We start from the raw sequence: 18,430 nt of genomic DNA, 5'->3' as shown, positions 1-18,430 counted from the left end.
GGTACGACAATCAGTTCTCAGCGGAACTGCTGTTCAGGCAATCCTTGAGGTCGTTGAGGACCAGCCATGCCGAGGCGAGACCAGGATCGGTGTGCCAGATGCTGTCGTCGACGGACTTCACGCGCTTCCACGTGGGCGCGCCCATGTCGAGCCACTGATCCGACAACAGAACGTCCTCGCCGCGGTCCCGTCCGCCGTCGCCCTGGTAGCTCACCAGGATCAGGTCGGCGTCGGCGTCGGTGAAGTTCGCGTCCGTCTGAACTACGGTCTCGGGCGTGCGCTGTGCAGCAGGGCGAGCGACGCCGACGATCGCCATGATCTGCGCCCCGAACGACGACGTGCCTTCGATGAGCGTGTCATCGGGAGTGAATCGGACCAGCGACACCTGCGAATGTGCGGCGTCCATCACACGGCCGACGCGGGTTGCCTCGGCGACGAACTCGTCGATGCGGACCTTGCCCGCAGCAGAACGGCCGGTAGCCGCAGCGACCGCGAGGAACGCCTTCTGCCAGTCGCCATCGACGTCGACGGAGGCGACACGCGCCGATCCGAGAGCGCCTGTCGACCGCATCGCGTCGGCGCGCGCTGCGGTCTCCGGCGTGGACAGCACGAGGTCGGGCTTCGCCGCGGTCACCTGGTCGGCGGTCGGCGTGTCGCCGATCGCGGGGACGGCCGCGAGGTCGGGGCCGAGGTACTCGGGGACCGAGCCGGAAGGTGCGGCGATCGCACGCACCTGCGGGGCGAGCCCGAGCGCGCAGAGCGCATCGAGGAGAGCGGGGTCGGTGACCACGATGCGCTTCGCGTCGGTCTTGCCGGCGTCGACCGGTGTGGGCGCCAGGCACGTACGCGAGTAGTCGCGGCCCGGGTTGACGATGTTGACCTCCGCGAAACGGGTGGTCGTCGTCGAGATGACCGAACCGTCCGGCGTGCGCAGAAGGTCGTCGTCGGAACCACACGCCGCAGTTCCCGCGACAAGCGCCACGGCACACGCGACAGCGGCGGCGCGGCGGCCGGAGAAGAGTCGTCGAAGGTCTGTACGCACGGGCCTACGCTAGCACCGCGGCGTCGACCGGCCGCCCCGGCGACCAGGCATGGCGCACACCGCGACTGACGTAATACGACAGTTCGTAGGACCGTATTACGACAGTTCGTAGGACCCAGTCGGAATCGGGGCCGAGTCTGGTCTACGATCAGTTGTGCAGCGCGCTGTCTTCGGTCGGCGCCACAGCAGTTAGGACGGACGAAGGTCCAGTGCCGCCGACCGGGAAACCCCAGACGGGGAACCTAGGCCGATGGTGCTCACGAGGAGGAATCTGTGACCGCGGTAGATCAGCCGACGACTCAGGTGGAGGCCCAGCGCCCCTACCCAGAGCGTTACCAGCCCAAGGGCTCTTTCTTCTACAAGCTCATCACCACCACCGATCACAAGCTGATCGGTCAGATGTACATCGTCACCTGTTTCGCCTTCTTCCTCGTCGGCGGACTGATGGCGCTTCTGATGCGTGCCGAGCTTGCACATCCGGGACTTCAGTTCCTGTCGAATGAGCAGTTCAACCAGCTCTTCACGATGCACGGCACCGTGATGCTGCTGATGTACGCGACGCCGATCGTCATCGGCTTCGCCAACTTCGTCCTCCCGCTTCAGATCGGCTCGCCCGACGTCGCGTTCCCGCGCCTGAACTCGCTGGGCTACTGGCTGTTCCTGTTCGGCAACCTGATCGCCCTCGGCGGCTTCCTCACCCCGGGTGGCGCAGCGGACTTCGGTTGGACGGCGTACACGCCGCTGACCGACATGGTCCACTCGCCCGGCGTCGGCGCCGACCTCTGGATCATGGGTCTCGGTGTGGCCGGTCTGGGCACCATCCTCGGCGCGGTCAACATGATCACCACCGTCGTGTGCCTCCGCGCACCGGGTATGACCATGTTCCGCATGCCGATCTTCACCTGGAACATCCTGGTCACCAGCGTCCTGATCCTGCTGATCTTCCCGTTGCTCACCGCAGCGCTCATGGGCCTCGAAGTGGACCGCCAGTTCGGCGCCCACCTGTACGACCCGGCCAACGGCGGCGTCATCCTGTGGCAGCACCTGTTCTGGTTCTTCGGTCACCCCGAGGTCTACGTGATCGCCCTGCCGTTCTTCGGCATCGTGTCCGAGGTGTTCCCGGTCTTCTCCCGCAAGCCGCTGTTCGGCTACTCGGGCCTGGTCTACGCGACGCTCGCCATCGCGGCTCTGTCCGTCGCCGTGTGGGCTCACCACATGTACGTGACCGGTTCGGTTCTCCTGCCGTTCTTCTCGTTCATGACGTTCCTGATCGCGGTCCCGACCGGTGTGAAGTTCTTCAACTGGATCGGAACGATGTGGAAGGGCCGCATAACGTTCGAGACGCCGATGCTGTTCTCGATCGGCTTCATCGTGACGTTCCTCTTCGGTGGCCTCACCGGCGTCCTGCTCGCCGCACCGCCGATCGACTTCCACGTCTCCGACTCGTACTTCGTGGTCGCCCACTTCCACTACGTGCTCTTCGGCACCATCGTGTTCGCCACCTACGCGGGCATCTACTTCTGGTTCCCGAAGATGACCGGCCGTCTGCTCGACGAGACTCTCGGCAAGTGGCACTTCTGGCTGACCTTCATCGGCTTCCACCTGACCTTCCTGGTGCAGCACTGGCTGGGCAACGAGGGCATGCCGCGTCGCTACGCCGACTACCTGCCGTCGGACGGATTCACCGAGCTGAACATGGTGTCCACCGCGGGCGCCCTGGTGCTTGGCCTGTCGACGCTGCCGTTCCTCTGGAACGTCTTCAAGAGCTACCGCTACGGCGAGGTCGTGACCGTCGACGATCCGTGGGGCTTCGGCAACTCGCTCGAGTGGGCCACCAGCTGCCCGCCGCCGCGTCACAACTTCACCGAACTGCCGCGCATCCGCTCGGAGCGCCCGGCGTTCGAGTTGCACTACCCGCACATGGTGGAGCGCATGCGCGCCGAAGCCCACGTGGGTTGGGGCAGCGACAAGCACGACGCGCACTGACGCACTAGATGACGCCGCAAGGCCCGTCCGAGATCTTCGGACGGGCCTTGCGGCGTTTCGAATCGCTACGCTCGCTCAACGAGCAGGGGACTAGTGCTTCGGGTCGACCGCGACGGGCGCGAGCCGCTGCAAGTGTGTGAGGACGGCGGGGTCCTGTGCTTCCATCCAGGCGACGACGTCGCTGTAGGTGGCGCAGATCGTCTCGGGTCGGCCGCAGACGTCGGACATGAAGTCGCGGGTGGCGGGGTTGAACGCGTCACCGCTCCAGGTGTTGAAGTGATTGGCGATCACGATCGGCGCCCGGTTTCCTCGGTAGGCGCGGTCGTACATCGATCGGTAGGTCTCGCGGACGATCCGGCGGATTCGCGGCGCATCGGCGGGACGGTTCGCAGCACCGTTGGCGGTGACCCAGAAGTTGTAGTCGAGAGCAGTCTGCTTGGCGCGCAGCGGCGGCGAGTACACGTAGGGGATGGGAAACTCCCAGATCCCGCGGATTCTCTTCGGCCAGAAGATGCCGGGACGATCGGCGGGCATCGACGAGTCCCAGGTCATCGAGTGCTTCACGAGGGCAGGGAAGAGGCTGGCCGGGCTGCCTTCGAGGCACTGCGTCCGACCGCCGCGCACAACGTCTGGTCCGAACGCCAAGTCGGGGCCGTCGGTGATTCCGGTGTTCGTGCGCCAGTTCGTCATCAGCGAGAAGAACTGGTCCAGTTCGTGGTTCCAGTCGGCCGTGGTCCAGTCCCGACCCGGGTACGACGTCCCCGCGCAGAAGTGGCCGACGTAGTGGGTGCCGAGTTCGTGGCCGTCGAACCAGGTGCGGTTGAGGAGCTTCACCTCGGCCTTGACGTCCTTCGTGGACCCGCCGAACCCGATCGCGGCTTCCCCCGGCTTCCTTCCGGGCGCGCGATAGTGATTGCGGGCGTCGTCGGTGAGGAAGTACAGACCCGTCATCAGTGCCGTGAACCGAGCGCCGCTGCGGTCGGCGGCGTCGAGGAACTTGTGGAACTGTGGGCTCACGCCGACTCCGTCGAATGAGAACAGCACAAACTGCGGAGGCTTCTCATCGGGTGCCAACCTGCGGATCTGCACATTGGACGGTCGTCGTTCGGGGGCGCCGCTCGGCCGTTCGACGGCAGACGTGGTGGTTCTCACGGTACGGGCCGCCGTGTCGTGGGATGACGCCTCGCCGCAGGCGCTGACGGAGACGAACGCAGTCGTCACAGCGGTGATGACGGCGACGGCGCGGGAGTGCGGGCGCAAGGTCACGTGGTCTCGCTTCTCTCCGAGGCGTTGGTCCACTGACCGTAGGAGCGCACGGCCGCGGGGTTCAATCGACTGAATGGACGATTTCCGGCACCCGGGTATGCGGCCCGATGCGGCATGTAGGGAGAGGAGCCTTCATAATTCTTGGGTGGACACTGTGCAGACCAAGCGGACCATTCTCCTCACCGTCAGCGGGCCCGATCGGCCGGGCGTGACGTCGTCGTTGATGGGTGCGCTCGCCGGTGTGGGCGTCGACCTGTTGGACGTGGAGCAGGTGGTCATCCACAACCACCTGACCCTCGGCGTTCTCGTCTCGACCACCGGTTCTGCGGCCGCGGTCCTCGACGCCGTGGATCTGCCGATGCACTCACGCGGGATGTCTGTCGAACTCGCCGTCGACGCCACGTCGAACGGGCACCGTCCGTCGACACACGCGATCGTGATCCTCGGCCAGCCGGTGTCGGCGGAGTCGTTCCAGGCGGTCGCCGCCGAGGTTGCGAGCTGTGGTGGCAACATCGACTCCATCCGAGGCATCGCGGACTACCCGCTGACGGGTCTGGAATTGATGGTCACGGTCGCCGACGACGCACAGGCCGACACCGCGCTGCGTGCCGGTCTGGTGACGGTGGCGACACGATTCCCGATCGACGTCGCCGTCGAACGCGGCGGGCTGGCTCGCCGTGCCAAGCGGGTCATCGTGTTCGACGTCGATTCGACTCTGATCCAGGGTGAGGTGATCGAGATGCTGGCGGCCGAAGCAGGCCGTGAGGCTGAGGTCGCGGCCGTGACCGAGGCCGCGATGCGCGGTGAGCTCGACTTCGCCGAGTCGCTGCACGAACGGGTCAAGGCATTGGAGGGGCTCGACGCGGAAGTCATCGACAGGGTCGCCGCGGCACTGGAGTTGACTCCGGGCGCCCGCACGACGATCCGAACCCTGCATCGCCTCGGCTACCACTGCGGTGTGGTCTCCGGTGGCTTCCGCCAGGTGATCGAGCCGCTTGCGCGAGACCTCGAACTCGACTTCGTCCGCGCGAACACTCTGGAGATCGTCGACGGCGTGTTGACCGGTCGTGTGATCGACGAGGTCGTGGACCGGCCCGGGAAGGCACGTGCGCTGCGCGCGTTCGCCGACCAGGTGGGCGTCCCGATGGAACAGACCATCGCTGTCGGCGACGGTGCGAACGACATCGACATGCTCGCCGCCGCGGGCCTGGGTATCGCGTTCAACGCCAAGCCTGCGTTGCGCGAGGTGGCCGACACGACACTCGATCACCCGTTCTTGGACGCGGTCCTGTTCATGCTGGGCGTGACACGTGACGAGATCGAAGCCGCCGACATCGAAGACGGCACGTTGCGTCGCGTGCCGCTGGAGTCGTAGTTCGGTGTTCTCCGACGTCTACGATCGCCTCGTCGGATACGTCGGCGGCGGCACCGATCCCGAGGATCCGGGCGATGTCCTCGCGATGGGCATGGTGCTGCGCATCGAGAAGTCCGACCCGCCGAACCGCCACGGTCTGCTCGTCGCTGCCGCGCGAGCCGTGGTCCTGCTCTGTCTCGATGAGCGGGCCCAAACCGATGGCCTGTGGGCGCCGGGCCTCGATGCCTGGTGCGACGCGCGGATCCGGAAGATCGCTCGACGGGCTCGCGGCAAGCAGTGGTACGACGTTCAAGGCCTCTGGGGCGTCACCGCAGAGCACGACGGATGTGAGGCACGAGCCTTCGTTCCGGGACGTGTCGGCGACGTCGACCCGCGGGTGAAGAAGCTGCAGATCGGTGGAACTGACGTCGACGGAGAGCTGCTGTCGGGTGATCCGTCAGGCGACGGCGAAGGCCTGTGCCTGTGGATCAACCCGGGGCTGGACATGACAGTCGGCAAAGCAGCCGCTCAGGTGGGCCACGCGTCGATGCTCGGAGTTGCGCTGTTCTCGCTCGACGAGGCGCAGACCTGGTACGACGCCGGGTGTCCGCTGGACGTGCGGCTCGCATCGGCAGAGCGGTGGTCGGCTCTCGTCGCGGCGGCCGACCGTGGCGCCGCCGCCGCGGTCCGCGACGCCGGGTTCACCGAAGTGGAGCCAGGCTCCATGACTGTCATCGCCGAACGAGCCAGAATCGACTGACCCCCCGACTGTTCTCCGGTGTCAGGGTGTGGGGGCGAGGTGCTTGACGGTGCCGAGCCAGACGTCGCGGTCGCCTGCCAGGGGAGCGAGGATCAGTTCGTCGGCGCGCGCGTGGGCGGTGAACGACGCCAACTGTTCACGGACCTGATCCGGGGTGCCGACGGCGGCGTAGCGGAGCATTTCGTCCACCTGGGCGCCCTGCGGGCCGTCGAGGAGCATCTCAGCCTCGGCGTTCGTCAGGTTGCGGCCGCGATTGAACAACAGCCGGACGCGCTGGACCTTCGCGTTGTGCAGTTGGGCCGCGGCCCGGTCGGGGTCGTCGTCGGCGATGACGGTTGCGGCAGCCATCACGTACGGCTCGGACTGCGAGCCGTCAGGGAGTTCGGCGGGGCGGAAGTCTCGCAGGTATATGTCGACGGCGCGCTCGAGCGCCTGCGGTGCGAAGTGTGAGGCGAACGCGAACGGAAGTCCGACTGCGGCGGCAAGCTGAGCGCCGAACAGCGACGATCCGAGAATGTACAGCGGAACGTTCGTGTTGCTGCCGGGCGTGGCGCGGACGCCGTCGACACCCGCGCCGGAGAAGTACCGGAGGAGTTCGACTACGTCGCCGGGGAAGTGCTCGGATGCGGCCGGACTGCGGCGCAGCGCATGGAAGACGGCCTGGTCGCCGCCTGGTGCGCGGCCGAGACCGAGGTCGATCCTGCCGGGGTGCAGCTCAGCGAGCGTGCCGTACTGTTCGGCGATCGCCAGAGGAGAGTGGTTCGGCAGCATGACGCCGCCCGCGCCGAGCCGGATGCGGGACGTGTGAGCGGCCATGTGCGCGATCAGAACCGCGGGTGCGGCGGACGCGATGGCAGGCATGTTGTGGTGCTCGGCGTACCAGAGACGGGAGTATCCGTGCTGGTCAGCGTACTGGGCGAGGTTCAGCGAGTGGGCGAGGGATTCGGCGACCGTCTCACCCGGCCCCACCTGTGCGAGGTCGAGGAGGGACAGTGGAACGGTCGGTGCGGGGGTGTCGGTCACGCTGTGTTGCAGCGACACCGAGACACGAAATATTCCCCGTCGCCGGACGGGCGACGTCGATCGTGCACCATGGAGACGTGACTGAACGCATCGCTGATCCCGACCTGCTCATCGAGTTCCACGACGTGTCGATGGTTCGGAGCGGGAAGACTCTCGTCGGTCCCGTCGACTGGCGAGTGGAACTGGACGAGCGGTGGGTGATCATCGGGCCGAACGGCGCGGGCAAGACGTCCCTTCTGCGGATGGCTGCAGCGCTCGACCATCCGACCACCGGTGATGCTTTCGTGGTCGGCGAGAAACTGGGCCGCACCGACATCCGAGAGCTCAGCACCCGGATCGGACTCGTCAGTTCGGCATTCGCCGGCCGCGTCCCGGCAGACGAGAAGGTGTCGGATCTGGTGATCTCCGCCGGTTACGCCGTCTTGGGGCGATGGCGTGAGGAGTACGACCCGATGGATCGCGCGCAGGCTGCCGACATTCTGGAGTCGATGGGTGCCGAGCATCTCGCGGACCGCACCTTCGGCACGCTGAGCGAAGGCGAGCGCAAACGTGTCCTCATCGCGCGCGGTCTGATGACCGACCCCGAACTGCTGCTGCTCGACGAGCCTGCGGCGGGCCTCGACCTCGGCGGACGCGAAGAACTCGTCGACCGACTCGGGACTCTCGCCGCCGACCCCGACTCGCCCGCGATGGTGCTGATCACACACCATGTGGAAGAGATTCCGCCGGGCTTCACCAACGTGCTGATGTTGTCCGAGGGCGGCGTGGTCGCGCAGGGCGCCATCGAGGACACCCTGACGGCGGAGAACCTCTCGACGACGTTCCGGCAGAACATCTCGCTGTCGTACGACGACGGACGCTACTTCGCGCGCCGCAGCAGGCGCGCAGGCGGCCATCGCCGCGCCTGAGAGACATCCGCTGTGCAACTATGAGACGACCGACCGAGCGTAAGTTCGGTCACAGCCGTGCCAGTCTCAAGGAGCGCCCATGTCAGCCCCCGACGTTCAAGCCCCCGTTCCGCTACGCGATGCGTCGACGGTGGTCCTCGTTCGCGACAGCGCCGGAGGCATCGAGGTGTTCCTGCAGCGACGCGTCCAGCAGATGGCGTTCGCAGGCGGAATGACGGTGTTCCCGGGCGGCGGCGTCGATCCTCGCGACCGGGAGGCGCAGATCGCCTGGACCGGTCCCGACGTCGAGTACTGGGCCGAGCAGTTCTCGACGGATGAGGCGTCGGCCAGGGCGCTTGTCTGTGCTGCGGTCCGCGAGACGTTCGAGGAGTGCGGTGTGCTCCTCGCGGGCACGGCCGACGACATGCATCCGGATCCGTCGTCGTTGTTCGGCGCCCGCGCCCGACTCGTTGCGAAAGAGCTGTCGTTCGCGCAGTTCCTCAACGACGAAGGTCTCACCCTGCGCGCCGATCTGCTGACACCGCTCGCGCACTGGATCACGCCGAAGAATGAGAGCCGACGCTACGACACCCGGTTCTTCCTCGCCGCCATGCCCGACGGTCAGGAGGCAGACGGGGAGACCAGCGAAGCCGCCGAGACTCGGTGGCAGACGGCTGCGGACGCGCTCGCCGACTGGGACCGCGGAGACCACTTCCTGCTGCCGCCGACGTGGACCCAGCTGAGGCACATCGCGGAGTACAGCACCGTTGCCGACCTTCAGGCCGCGCCGCGGGCCATCACACCGATCGAACCGTCCATCTCGTCATCCGGTCTCGCCGGGCTCACTTTCGCCGACTCGAGCGAGTACCTCAGCGCACTCGGTGACGGCCGCATGGAGCGGCTCAAGAACACGAACGCCTGACTCAGCCCTCTTCTGCGATGGGCGGTATCTCGGCGTCGTCTCGGTCCGCCCATTCCAGGAGGGTGTCGAGGCGATGGGCGACGTCGTTGATCGGAGCGTGCAGGTCGCCCAGACGCGCAAAACGGTCCGGCATGGTTGCGACGGTGAAGTCGTCCGGCTCGGCGTCGGGCAGTTCGTCCCAGGTGATCGGCGCCGATACCGTGGCGCGCGGGGTGGCGCGGACGGAGTAGGCGGCAGCGATCGTGTGGTCGCGCGCGTTCTGGTTGAAGTCGACGAACACCGCGGTCGGATCGCGGTCCCTGCGCCACCAGGTCACGGTCGCCTCACCTGCCGCCCGTCGGGCCACCTCGGCTCCGAACGCGTGAGCTGCTCGTCGGACATCGGCGAAGCCCCACTCCGGCGCGATCCGTACATAGATGTGCAGGCCGTGTCCGCCCGAGGTCTTCGGATATCCGACGATGCCCAGCTCGTCGAGGACCTCGTGCGCGATCGCGGCGACGCGACGCACCTTCGCGAAGTCGCAGTCGGGCATCGGGTCGAGATCGATTCGCCACTCGTCGGGTTCCTCCACGTGCCCGCGTCGCGAGTTCCAGGGATGGAACTCGACGGTCGCCATCTGGACTGCCCACAGGACAGCAGCCGGCTCGGTGACGCACAGTTCGCTCACGATGCGCTTGTAGCGTGGAAAGAAGATGTCGACGGTCTCCACCCAGTCGGGGGCGCCCGCGGGGAGCTTCTTCTGGTGCACCTTCTTCTCAGTGGTGCCCTTGGGGAATCGGTGCAGCATGCACGGCCGACGGTCGAGTGCGCGGGTGATGCCGTCGGCGACGGATTCGTAGTAGCGCGCGAGGTCGAGTTTGGTGAGTCCTGCCTCGGGGAAGTAGATGCGATCCGGGCTGCTCAGACGCACCGTCCGCGTGACCCCGTCAGGACCGGGAACGTGCAACTCGACAGCATCTGCGCCCATGTGACAACAGTAGTCACATGGGCCCCGTACCGGGTTCGTCTAGAACAGGTGTCACCCGGTAGCCTGCCCTTATGACTGCTGAGTTCGTGACTCTTGAGACATCGCCCGAGCATCCCGGCGTCGGCACCATCCGGCTGAACCGGCCGCCGATGAACGCACTGAACCGTCAGGTTCAGGCCGAACTGGTGGCTGCCGCGGAAGAGGCAAGCGTGCGAGACGACATCAAGGCCGTCGTCGTGTACGGCGGACCCAAGGTCCTCGCCGCAGGCGCTGACATCAAAGAGATGAACGACATGTCGTTCGCCGACATGTCCAAGGTCGCGGGCAAGCTGCAGGACGGCCTCGGCGCGATCGCATCGATCCCGAAGCCGACGGTCGCGGCCGTCACCGGGTACGCGCTCGGCGGCGGACTCGAAGTGGCGCTCGGTGCGGATCGCCGTATCGCGGGCGACAACGCCAAGCTCGGCGTCCCCGAGGTGCTGCTCGGTGTGATCCCCGGCGGCGGCGGCACGCAGCGCCTCGCCCGACTGATCGGTCCCTCGCGCGCGAAGGACATGGTCTTCACCGGTCGATTCGTCGGCGCGGAAGAGGCGCTCGCGATCGGCCTCGTCGACGAGGTCGTCGCACCTGACGACGTGTACGACGCCGCTCTCAAGTGGGCGGGTCAGTTCGCGGGCGCCGCGTCCGTCGCGCTCGCCGCCGCGAAGACCGCGATCGACGCGGGTCTGGACACCGACCTCACGACGGGCCTGAAGATCGAGGCCCAGCTGTTCGCTTCACTGTTCGCCACCGAGGACCGCACGATCGGCATGGAGTCGTTCGTCGCCAACGGTCCCGGCAAAGCGAAGTTCACCGGAAAGTAGGACCTTCACCTTCATGACGACCATCGACAAGAACGGCGCGGACGACACCGTCGATCCGGCACCGAACCCCCACGCCACCGCCGAGCAGGTCGAGGCGGCGCTCAAGGACACCAAGCTGGCCCAGGTGCTGTACCACGACTGGGAGGCCGAGACGTACGACGAGAAGTGGTCCATCTCGTTCGACCAGCGCCTGATCGACTTCGCTCGCGGCCGCTTCGACCGCATCGTCGGCGATGCCGACCTGCCCTACGGTCGGGCCATGGAGCTCGGCTGCGGCACCGGCTTCTTCCTGCTCAACCTGATGCAGTCGGGTGTCGCCGAGAAGGGCTCGGTCACCGACCTGTCGCCCGGCATGGTCAAGGTCGCGCTGCGCAACGCGGAGAACCTCGGGCTGGACGTCGACGGCCGCGTCGCGGACGCCGAGAGCATCCCGTACGAGGACAACACCTTCGACCTCGTCGTGGGCCACGCTGTGCTCCACCACATCCCGGACGTCGAGAAGTCGCTGCGCGAGGTCCTGCGCGTCCTCAAGCCGGGTGGTCGATTCGTCTTCGCAGGCGAGCCGTCGACCTACGGAGACTTCTACGCTCGTTGGATGAGCCGTGCCACCTGGTGGGCCACCACGAACGTGACCAAGTTCGGACCGCTGAAGGAGTGGCGTCGCCCGCAGGCAGAGCTCGACGAGAGCTCGCGCGCCGCTGCACTCGAAGCGGTCGTCGACATCCACACGTTTGCACCCGAGGACCTCGAGCGTCTCGCGAAGGCCGCAGGGGCCGTCGAGGTCCGCTCGGAGGCCGAAGAACTCGCCGCGGCGATGCTCGGCTGGCCCGTCCGCACCTTCGAGGCGGCCGTCCCGCAAGAGAAGCTCGGCTGGGGCTGGGCGGGATTCGCCTACGGCGGATGGAAGCGTATGACGTGGCTCGACGAGAACGTGCTCCGCAAGATCGTTCCGCCGCAGTTCTTCTACAACGTCCTGATCACCGGTGTGAAGCCGGAAGCCTGATCCGACATCAGGAACGGCCCGTCTCCCGCTGGGAGGCGGGCCGTTGCTCGTCTGATCACCTGTGCGGTGTGCGAACGCCGGGTTCGCAGAGAAACCCGACGCCGTTGCGGCCGACACGGGTGAGAATCAACGCGAACGGCTTCGAACCCTTGAGCTTCAGCTTTCGGCGCAGTCTGTCCGGATCGATGTCGAGACCGCGGACGAGGATCTCCAGGCTTCCGCAATCGTGAGACGACAGCGCGCCACGCAGAGCCTTCTCGGTGACCCCTACCTCGTCGATCACCCGGAAACCGCGCTCACCCGCGGGGACCGTCGACCCGGTGAGGTACGCGATCTGCGGATCGAGCTGTCGGAGACCGTGGCGGTGGGCGTAATGCTGCACCAAGCCCGCCCGAACCACGGCGCCGTCGGGGTCGACGATCCACTCGTCGACACCGGGGGAGTCGATGTCGTCGGGGTCGTCGGAGGTGAACTCCTCCACGCGGACCACACCGTCGACAGTCCGCAGGACTGTCGCACGACGGTCGGGCAGGTCGTCGGCCTCCGTCCAGAGGCAGGCCTCGCGGACACCGCCGTCGAGTGAGGTGACCTGGACGTGGCATTCGATGCCGAACCGGTCGCGGAGCATCCGGTAGTCGAGCCCGGGGGAGCACTTCACGACCAGCGGGCGCCCGGCGTACACGGCGAGGAGCTCCAGGAGAGGCGGGTCCAACTCGTCGAGCCGAAACGTGCGGCCGCGGGCGCTGCGACGGGCGGGATCGGCGATCACGACGTCGGCGTTCGAGGCCGGTGCGAGAGCGTCTGCTCGCATCAGCTGAACGCCGCGGCGATCACCTAGATTGTGTGCCGCCATGGCGAGCCTGACCTCGTCGAGGTCACTTCCGAGCACTCCACCGAGTTCGGTGCGGGCCGAGAGAGCCGACAGTTCGGCGCCGATCGAGCAGGTCACGTCATGGACCACCGCGCCCGGGTGGCGGCCCGCGATGTCGGCGGCGCGGTGAGCCGCCACCGCAGTCGGAGTCGCCTGCTGCAGCGCGGTGTCGCTCAGGAGCAGGCGGTCCGCGTCGTCGAGTTTGCCGACGGCACGTCGACGCGTCCGGACGGTCTCCACCAGTGCGGCCTCGTGCGGGCTGTATCGGCTCCGGAGTTCCGGAAGGTCTTTGAGCAGCGACGCGTCCGTCAGCGGCATCTCAGACGCCGTCGCCAACGCCTTCTCTCCGTACCGCGACGTCAAGAACGCGACGTCGTCCAGGGTGAACGCGAACGCCATCGACTCAGAACGGGCGGTAGAAGAAGAACACGGCGCCGTTGGACGTGCCGACCGCGATGGAGCCCCACGCAGAGACGGCCACACCGGTGGAGAAGCCCTTCGCGCCCGGCAGCGGCAGCGTGCGCTTGGTGGCGCCGTCCGCGGTGCTGAACTCGGTGAGCGCGAGGGACTCGCCGTCGCGCGTCACCGCCCACAGGGTCCCCGCCGACGTCTGTGTGCCGAGCCCGGCGGTCTGCACATCGTCGCGTCGCGCGACCACCTCGACGCGTGTTCCCTTGTCGCGCAGGATCGTCAACGGTGCGCCGAGCGCGCCGGCGGGGACGAGGGTCCCGTCCGGCGACACGGACAGTGTTGCGAAACCGTGGCCGCCGACGTCGTGCGACCACCGGACTGCACCGGTCGCGGCGTCGAGCGCGTACAGCTTGCCGTCCCGGCCGAACGAGTACACCGTCTTGCCGTCCGCGGAGACGGTGGGCGGGCCCATCACACCTCCGCCGATGTCGGCGGTCCACAAGTCGGTGATGGCGCCGTCGGTGTAGGTCATCGCCTTCACCTGGGACGACCGTGCGCCCTTGGGGAAGAAGGTGAGGAACGTGCGGTGGGTTCCGAGGTCGAGTGCGGGCGGCGCGGCGATCGCGCAGGCCGGTCCGCCGACGGTGCAGTCGGCGAGCCCGGCCCGCGCGTCGGCGTTCGTGTCCGGCCGGAGGAGGGCTTCCGGGGCCGCGAGATCGCCGGTCTGCGCGTTCAGCAGCAGAACCTGCCCCTGGGTTGTCGCCACCAGGACTCGACCCGGCGCGGCGAACTTCGCGGACAGCGGCACGCCGTACGTCGGGTAACGCCACCGGATCGCCCCGCCGCCGTTGAACGCGAAGAACATGCCCGCCTCGCCGATGTACGGCTGGCCGATCTGGTCGAAGAGCGGCGTGTTGAGCGGCGACCCTTCGCCGAGCCGTTTGCAGTAGTTCTTTCGGCCGGCACGCTGATCGAACACGTTGAGGTTGCAGCCCGACGCGGTCTTCGCAACGCCCGCGACGTCGCCGCTCCCGTTGATCGCGAGCGGAGCGGTGATCGCGCCGCCGACCTCGCGGTTCCAGATCAATTGGAGATCGTCAGGGACCTGCGAGTATGTGAAGTTCGCGTTGGCTGCGTTGCCGCCGTACATCGGCCAGCCGTAGGGGGCGTTCTGCCGGACGTCGTGATGGCCGTCCGAGCACGCGGTGCCGATCAGGGCGACGACCGCCGCAAGAGCTGCTACGACGAGCAGACGTGAACTGCGTCGTCGGCGGGCTGCGCCGGTCATGTGACTCCTGACGTCGGCCCGTCGACTCGTGTCGTCGGGCGTGGAAGCTTCGCGCACGACTCTATCGCGAAAGGGTCTGCCTGATTCCGCAGGCCGGGAGTGCCTGGATTAGGGTTTGACCTCATGACCACCATGTGGAATGCGTCCTACCGCTCGCGATGGCGCGCCGGCCGGAACCGCGACCCCGAACAGGCTCGCTTCTTGACCCTCGATTCCCTGCGATGGGTGAAGCGGAACAAGGCCTGGACGCCCTGGTACCTGGTGCGCTATTACCGGCTCGCTCGGTTCCGTCTCGCGAACCCGCATATCGTGCTGCGCGGCATGGTGTTCCTCGGCAAGGACGTGGAGATCCACTCGACGCCGCAGCTGGCGCGCATGGAGATCGGTCGATGGGTGCACATCGGCGACGGCAATTCGATCCGCTGCCATGAGGGCAGTCTCCGGATCGGCGACAAGGCCGTCTTCGGCTGCAACAACGTCGTCAACGCCTACCTCGACATCGAGGTCGGCGGCTCGACGTTGGTCGCCGACTGGTGCTACATCTGCGACTTCGACCACGTCACAGACAACATCGACATCCCGATCAAGGATCAGGGCATCGTGAAGGGGCCGGTTCGCATCGGCGCCGACACGTGGGTGGCCGCCAAGGTGACGGTGCTGCGCAACACGATCGTCGGACGAGGCTCGGTCCTCGGCGCGCACGCTGTGGTCCGCGGTGAGATCCCCGACTACTCGATCGCCGTCGGCGCGCCGGCCCGCGCGGTCAAGAACCGCGTGGACATGTGGGAGGCAGGTGCGGAGCAGCGCGCCGAGATCGAGCGTGCGCTTGCCGACATCGAACGCAAGAAGGCTCAAGCGGAAGCCGAGCAGAAGTCGGACTAGCGGTCCGACGGGGCGGTGTGCCGGGAAAGTAACACCGGGGTGCTGGACGAAACGCACCCCGGTGTTACTTTCCTGCCATGTCGTGAGCGGTCCCGTCAGTTCCCCGGATCGCGATCCGGCATGGGGCGTACCGGGATCTGCGGGCGAGGCCGAACGGGCGCGTCGCGGCGCTGTGCCGCCCCGTACACGGCCGCGGTACGCTCGGCGACCACCCGCCAGGTGAACTCTTCCGTGAGCCGTTCCGCCGCCCGCTGCGCACGAGTGGCGGCGATCGACGGGTCGTCGAGTGCGTCGCACACGGCGACGGCGACGGCGACGGGATCGAACGGGGGAAACGTCCAGCCGGTCTCTCCGTCGGTGACGGCCTCGCCGAGCCCGCCAGCGGTCGACGTGACCAGGGGGATGCCGGTGGCGGCTGCTTCCAGTGCGACGATGCCGAACGGTTCGTAGCGGCTCGGCAGGACGATCAGGTCGCAGCGATGCATGAGTCCGATCAGTCCGTCGTGATCCTGTCGACCGGCGAAGGCGACGGCATCGATCACGTCGTGGGTGCGGACGAGCTCGTGCAGCCAGTCGGTCTGCGTTCCCTCGCCCGCGATCGTGAGCCGGGTTCCGGGATGCTGCGCGCGAATCGCGGGCAGGGCGGCGATCAGGTCCTGCACACCTTTCTCGTACTCCAGGCGACCGGCGAACAAGAGTTCCGGGGCACGACGCCGAGGAGTGCGCGCCGCGAACGTCCACGCGCTCACATCGATGCCGTTGTGGATGACGCTGATCGGGGCGAGCGACGGACCGAACAGTTCGGTCACCTCGTCGCGCATCGACGCAGAACAGGTGATGAGGGCGTCCGCTCGGTTGGCGAGCCACGACTCCACCGAATGGACCTGTCGGTTCACGTGCCCGGCCACCCACCCGCTGTGGCGGCCGGCCTCGGTCGCGTGCAATGTTGCGACCAGCGGAACGTCGAAGTGCTCGGCCAAGGCGATCGACGGGTGTGCGACCAACCAGTCGTGTGCATGAACCACGTCGGGGGTCCACCCGTGACCGAGGAGGCGCAGTCCGGCGCGGATGAAACCGTGGCCCATCGCGAGGGTCCAGGCCATCATGTCGACACCGAAGTCGAACTCCGGCTGGTCCTCGGCCACGGCGATCACGCGAACGCCGTTCACCACGGTGTCTGTGGTCGGGTGGGTGAACTCATCGGTGCCCGACGGCTGACGGCAGAGGACCGTCACGTCCACTCCGAGATCAGCGAGAGCTTCGGCCAAGTGATGGACGTGCCTTCCGAGGCCTCCGACGACCACCGGCGGGTACTCCCACGAGACCATCAGGACCTTCACCGGCCGGGTCTGTCGGTGTGCGGCGGTCATCGGTCATCTCCGTCACGGCTGGGCAGGCGGCGGGCGTCGAGCGCGCCGAACATGTTGTCGGCGTTGCGCCAGCCGCGGGCGAGCCGCGTCGCGGCCTCGGCTCGACCGGCGTCGGACGCAGCGCAGATCTCGCGTGTCGCGTGTGCGTGCTTGTACGCGCGGTCCTGGGCGTATCCGGCAGCGGTGTCTTTGGAGACCATGAACGGCCAGTCCGACTGCACGGTCATCAGTGTTTCGCGCAGGATCTGGTCGGCGACCTCGTCCCTCGCATGCGAGGCCGTCGCGAGGCGCTTGTCGAGCGAATCGAGGGCGGTCGCGGTCACTTCTGAATTCAGCTGCACGAGGTGTTGGACCTGTGGGCCCTCCCAGACGCGCCAGTCCTTGCCCGATCCCCACGACGAGTCGGCGAGGTCGACCGGTTCGCCGACGTAGCCGTTGCGACGCGCCGTGTCGAGCGTGCCGACGGTGATGCCGACTTCGGGCAGGCGGCGCAGCAGCCGTTCCAGCCAGATCGGTCCCTCATGCCACCAGTGGCCGTACAACTCGGTGTCGAAGGCGGCGACGACGAGTGCGGGTCGTCCGATGCGCTCGGACTCGGAGATCAATCGGTCGCGGATGCAGCCGATGAAGTCGTCGACGTGGGCGTCGATCGCCGCGTCGACCCGGGAGGGGTCGTAGGGCTTCTTCTCATGGGCGGGCACGGTTTTGCCGGTCACCCGCACAGACTTGAACCCGGTCTCGTGGTCGTAGGTGTGGAAGTCGCGGTAGTCGGCGTGCCCCGGATACCCGGACTTGGGGGACCACACGCGGTAACTGACGGTCAGATCACGTCCGAACGCGACGACGCCTGAATCGCCGACCGGTCGGCCCAGAGCCGTGTCGCCGTGCAGGGTCGGGCCGTCGACCATGAAGTGTCGGACGCCTGCGGCGGCGTACTCGGCCTCCATCCCGGGCGTGTATGCGCACTCCGGTGCCCAGATGCCCGACGGCCGTGTGCCCCAGCGATGTTCGGCGTCGGCGAGGCCCTCGGTGAGGGACAGCCTGCGCAGCCGCTGGTCGAGGAGGGGCTGGAACGGGTGCGCGAGCGGGCCGCCGAGGAGTTCGATGACCCCGGACTCGACGAGGGGCCGGATCTGCGGGCTCCCGCCGTGCCTCCACTGTGTCTCGAAATCTGCGAGAGCGGCTGCAGCGGAACGGAACTCGCGTGTGCCCGCGTCGGCGCGGGCGTCGTCGCGAGACAGCGCGGCTTCCATCGCCCGCAACTGCCAGTCGGCGAGCCATTCGTACATCGAGGCGCCGGCGTAGGGATCGTCGAGCTGCGCGGCCAGGATCGGGGTGACACCGAGGGACAGCTGATCGGTGAGACCGTCGTCGGCCAGGCGGCGCAGCATCGAGAACATCGGGAGATAACAGTCGGCCCACGACTGATACAGCCACTCCTCGCCGACCGGCCAGCGGCCGTGATTGGGCAACCAGGGGAGATGCGAGTGCAGGACGAGGGCGAACTGCCCGGGAACACGGTCGGTCATCGCTGA

General features: G+C 67.4%; 16 protein-coding genes. 8 read left to right on the top strand and 8 right to left on the bottom strand.

Features of this window, described 5'->3' with window-relative positions; genetic code table 11:
- Positions 1 to 10 precede the first annotated feature (10 nt).
- Positions 11 to 1,042, bottom strand: a complete 1,032-nt coding sequence (locus tag GM1_RS08870; RefSeq protein ID WP_157435905.1) for an ABC transporter substrate-binding protein — start codon at positions 1,040 to 1,042, stop codon at positions 11 to 13.
- Between the two features lie 273 nt (positions 1,043 to 1,315).
- Between GM1_RS08870 and ctaD the strand changes: the two genes are divergently transcribed.
- Positions 1,316 to 3,028, top strand: coding sequence for an aa3-type cytochrome oxidase subunit I (ctaD, locus tag GM1_RS08865; RefSeq protein ID WP_008378173.1), 1,713 nt, complete (start codon positions 1,316 to 1,318; stop codon positions 3,026 to 3,028).
- A 90-nt stretch (positions 3,029 to 3,118) separates the two neighbouring features.
- Here ctaD and GM1_RS08860 read toward each other — a convergent pair whose 3' ends face one another.
- Positions 3,119 to 4,294 (bottom strand): polysaccharide deacetylase family protein, encoded by a 1,176-nt coding sequence (locus tag GM1_RS08860; RefSeq protein ID WP_008378171.1) that lies wholly within the window; start codon positions 4,292 to 4,294, stop codon positions 3,119 to 3,121.
- A 154-nt stretch (positions 4,295 to 4,448) separates the two neighbouring features.
- Here GM1_RS08860 and serB point away from each other — a divergent pair, with 154 nt between their 5' ends.
- Entirely contained in the window at positions 4,449 to 5,669 is a 1,221-nt protein-coding gene (gene serB, locus GM1_RS08855; protein WP_008378169.1) for a phosphoserine phosphatase SerB, read from the top strand.
- 4 nt (positions 5,670 to 5,673) lie between these two features.
- Complete coding sequence (locus GM1_RS08850) at positions 5,674 to 6,408, top strand: peptidyl-tRNA hydrolase (protein WP_008378168.1); 735 nt, start codon at positions 5,674 to 5,676, stop codon at positions 6,406 to 6,408.
- A gap of 21 nt (positions 6,409 to 6,429) precedes the next feature.
- On the opposite strand, the gene GM1_RS08845 is transcribed toward GM1_RS08850, so the two are convergent.
- Positions 6,430 to 7,449, bottom strand: coding sequence for an LLM class flavin-dependent oxidoreductase (locus tag GM1_RS08845; RefSeq protein ID WP_008378166.1), 1,020 nt, complete (start codon positions 7,447 to 7,449; stop codon positions 6,430 to 6,432).
- Positions 7,450 to 7,508: 59 nt separating this feature from the next.
- Here GM1_RS08845 and GM1_RS08840 point away from each other — a divergent pair, with 59 nt between their 5' ends.
- Together GM1_RS08840 and GM1_RS08835 are read left to right on the top strand one after the other, a co-directional pair.
- Entirely contained in the window at positions 7,509 to 8,339 is an 831-nt protein-coding gene (locus GM1_RS08840; RefSeq protein ID WP_008378165.1) for an ABC transporter ATP-binding protein, read from the top strand.
- 79 nt (positions 8,340 to 8,418) lie between these two features.
- Complete coding sequence (locus GM1_RS08835) at positions 8,419 to 9,240, top strand: NUDIX hydrolase (protein ID WP_008378163.1); 822 nt, start codon at positions 8,419 to 8,421, stop codon at positions 9,238 to 9,240.
- 1 nt (position 9,241) lies between these two features.
- Here the strand turns inward: GM1_RS08835 and ligD are convergent, their stop codons facing one another.
- On the bottom strand, positions 9,242 to 10,207 hold the full coding sequence (ligD, locus tag GM1_RS08830) for a non-homologous end-joining DNA ligase (protein ID WP_008378161.1): 966 nt from the start codon (positions 10,205 to 10,207) through the stop codon (positions 9,242 to 9,244).
- A 71-nt stretch (positions 10,208 to 10,278) separates the two neighbouring features.
- Here ligD and GM1_RS08825 point away from each other — a divergent pair, with 71 nt between their 5' ends.
- Positions 10,279 to 11,070: an enoyl-CoA hydratase/isomerase family protein gene (locus GM1_RS08825; protein ID WP_008378160.1), complete on the top strand. Its 792-nt coding sequence runs from the start codon at positions 10,279 to 10,281 to the stop codon at positions 11,068 to 11,070.
- A 13-nt stretch (positions 11,071 to 11,083) separates the two neighbouring features.
- Positions 11,084 to 12,073, top strand: coding sequence for a class I SAM-dependent methyltransferase (locus tag GM1_RS08820; protein ID WP_008378158.1), 990 nt, complete (start codon positions 11,084 to 11,086; stop codon positions 12,071 to 12,073).
- A 55-nt stretch (positions 12,074 to 12,128) separates the two neighbouring features.
- Here the strand turns inward: GM1_RS08820 and GM1_RS08815 are convergent, their stop codons facing one another.
- Together GM1_RS08815 and GM1_RS08810 are read right to left on the bottom strand one after the other, a co-directional pair.
- The gene (locus GM1_RS08815; protein ID WP_008378156.1) at positions 12,129 to 13,343 is read right to left on the bottom strand and encodes a THUMP-like domain-containing protein; all 1,215 of its coding nucleotides are present in this window, start codon (positions 13,341 to 13,343) and stop codon (positions 12,129 to 12,131) included.
- Between the two features lie 4 nt (positions 13,344 to 13,347).
- Positions 13,348 to 14,643, bottom strand: a complete 1,296-nt coding sequence (locus GM1_RS08810; RefSeq protein WP_008378154.1) for an outer membrane protein assembly factor BamB family protein — start codon at positions 14,641 to 14,643, stop codon at positions 13,348 to 13,350.
- Positions 14,644 to 14,766: 123 nt separating this feature from the next.
- Here GM1_RS08810 and GM1_RS08805 point away from each other — a divergent pair, with 123 nt between their 5' ends.
- Positions 14,767 to 15,525: an acyltransferase gene (locus tag GM1_RS08805; RefSeq protein ID WP_040519749.1), complete on the top strand. Its 759-nt coding sequence runs from the start codon at positions 14,767 to 14,769 to the stop codon at positions 15,523 to 15,525.
- A gap of 95 nt (positions 15,526 to 15,620) precedes the next feature.
- Here the strand turns inward: GM1_RS08805 and GM1_RS08800 are convergent, their stop codons facing one another.
- Both GM1_RS08800 and GM1_RS08795 read right to left on the bottom strand, forming a co-directional pair.
- The gene (locus GM1_RS08800; RefSeq protein ID WP_040519772.1) at positions 15,621 to 16,865 is read right to left on the bottom strand and encodes a glycosyltransferase family 4 protein; all 1,245 of its coding nucleotides are present in this window, start codon (positions 16,863 to 16,865) and stop codon (positions 15,621 to 15,623) included.
- 26 nt (positions 16,866 to 16,891) lie between these two features.
- Positions 16,892 to 18,424 carry a 1,4-alpha-glucan branching protein domain-containing protein gene (locus GM1_RS08795; protein ID WP_008378149.1) on the bottom strand — a complete coding sequence of 511 codons (1,533 nt, stop codon included), beginning with the start codon at positions 18,422 to 18,424 and terminating at the stop codon, positions 16,892 to 16,894.
- Positions 18,425 to 18,430: the final 6 nt, after the last annotated feature.

This window comes from Gordonia malaquae NBRC 108250 (assembly GCF_000344135.1).
GTDB lineage: Bacteria > Actinomycetota > Actinomycetes > Mycobacteriales > Mycobacteriaceae > Gordonia > Gordonia malaquae.
The sequence above is the reverse complement of the archived record's forward strand: the minus strand, read 5'-3'. Positions and strand labels throughout refer to the sequence as shown.

Bases quoted from the DNA above. Each gene is read 5' to 3' on its own strand.
- GM1_RS08820 (WP_008378158.1), top strand. From the start codon at position 11,084: ATGACGACCATCGACAAGAACGGCGCGGACGACACCGTCGATCCGGCA.
- GM1_RS08815 (WP_008378156.1), bottom strand. From the start codon at position 13,343: ATGGCGTTCGCGTTCACCCTGGACGACGTCGCGTTCTTGACGTCGCGG.
- ligD (WP_008378161.1), bottom strand. From the start codon at position 10,207: ATGGGCGCAGATGCTGTCGAGTTGCACGTTCCCGGTCCTGACGGGGTC.
- GM1_RS08805 (WP_040519749.1), top strand. From the start codon at position 14,767: ATGACCACCATGTGGAATGCGTCCTACCGCTCGCGATGGCGCGCCGGC.
- GM1_RS08835 (WP_008378163.1), top strand. From the start codon at position 8,419: ATGTCAGCCCCCGACGTTCAAGCCCCCGTTCCGCTACGCGATGCGTCG.
- GM1_RS08810 (WP_008378154.1), bottom strand. From the start codon at position 14,643: ATGACCGGCGCAGCCCGCCGACGACGCAGTTCACGTCTGCTCGTCGTA.
- GM1_RS08825 (WP_008378160.1), top strand. From the start codon at position 10,279: ATGACTGCTGAGTTCGTGACTCTTGAGACATCGCCCGAGCATCCCGGC.
- GM1_RS08795 (WP_008378149.1), bottom strand. From the start codon at position 18,424: ATGACCGACCGTGTTCCCGGGCAGTTCGCCCTCGTCCTGCACTCGCAT.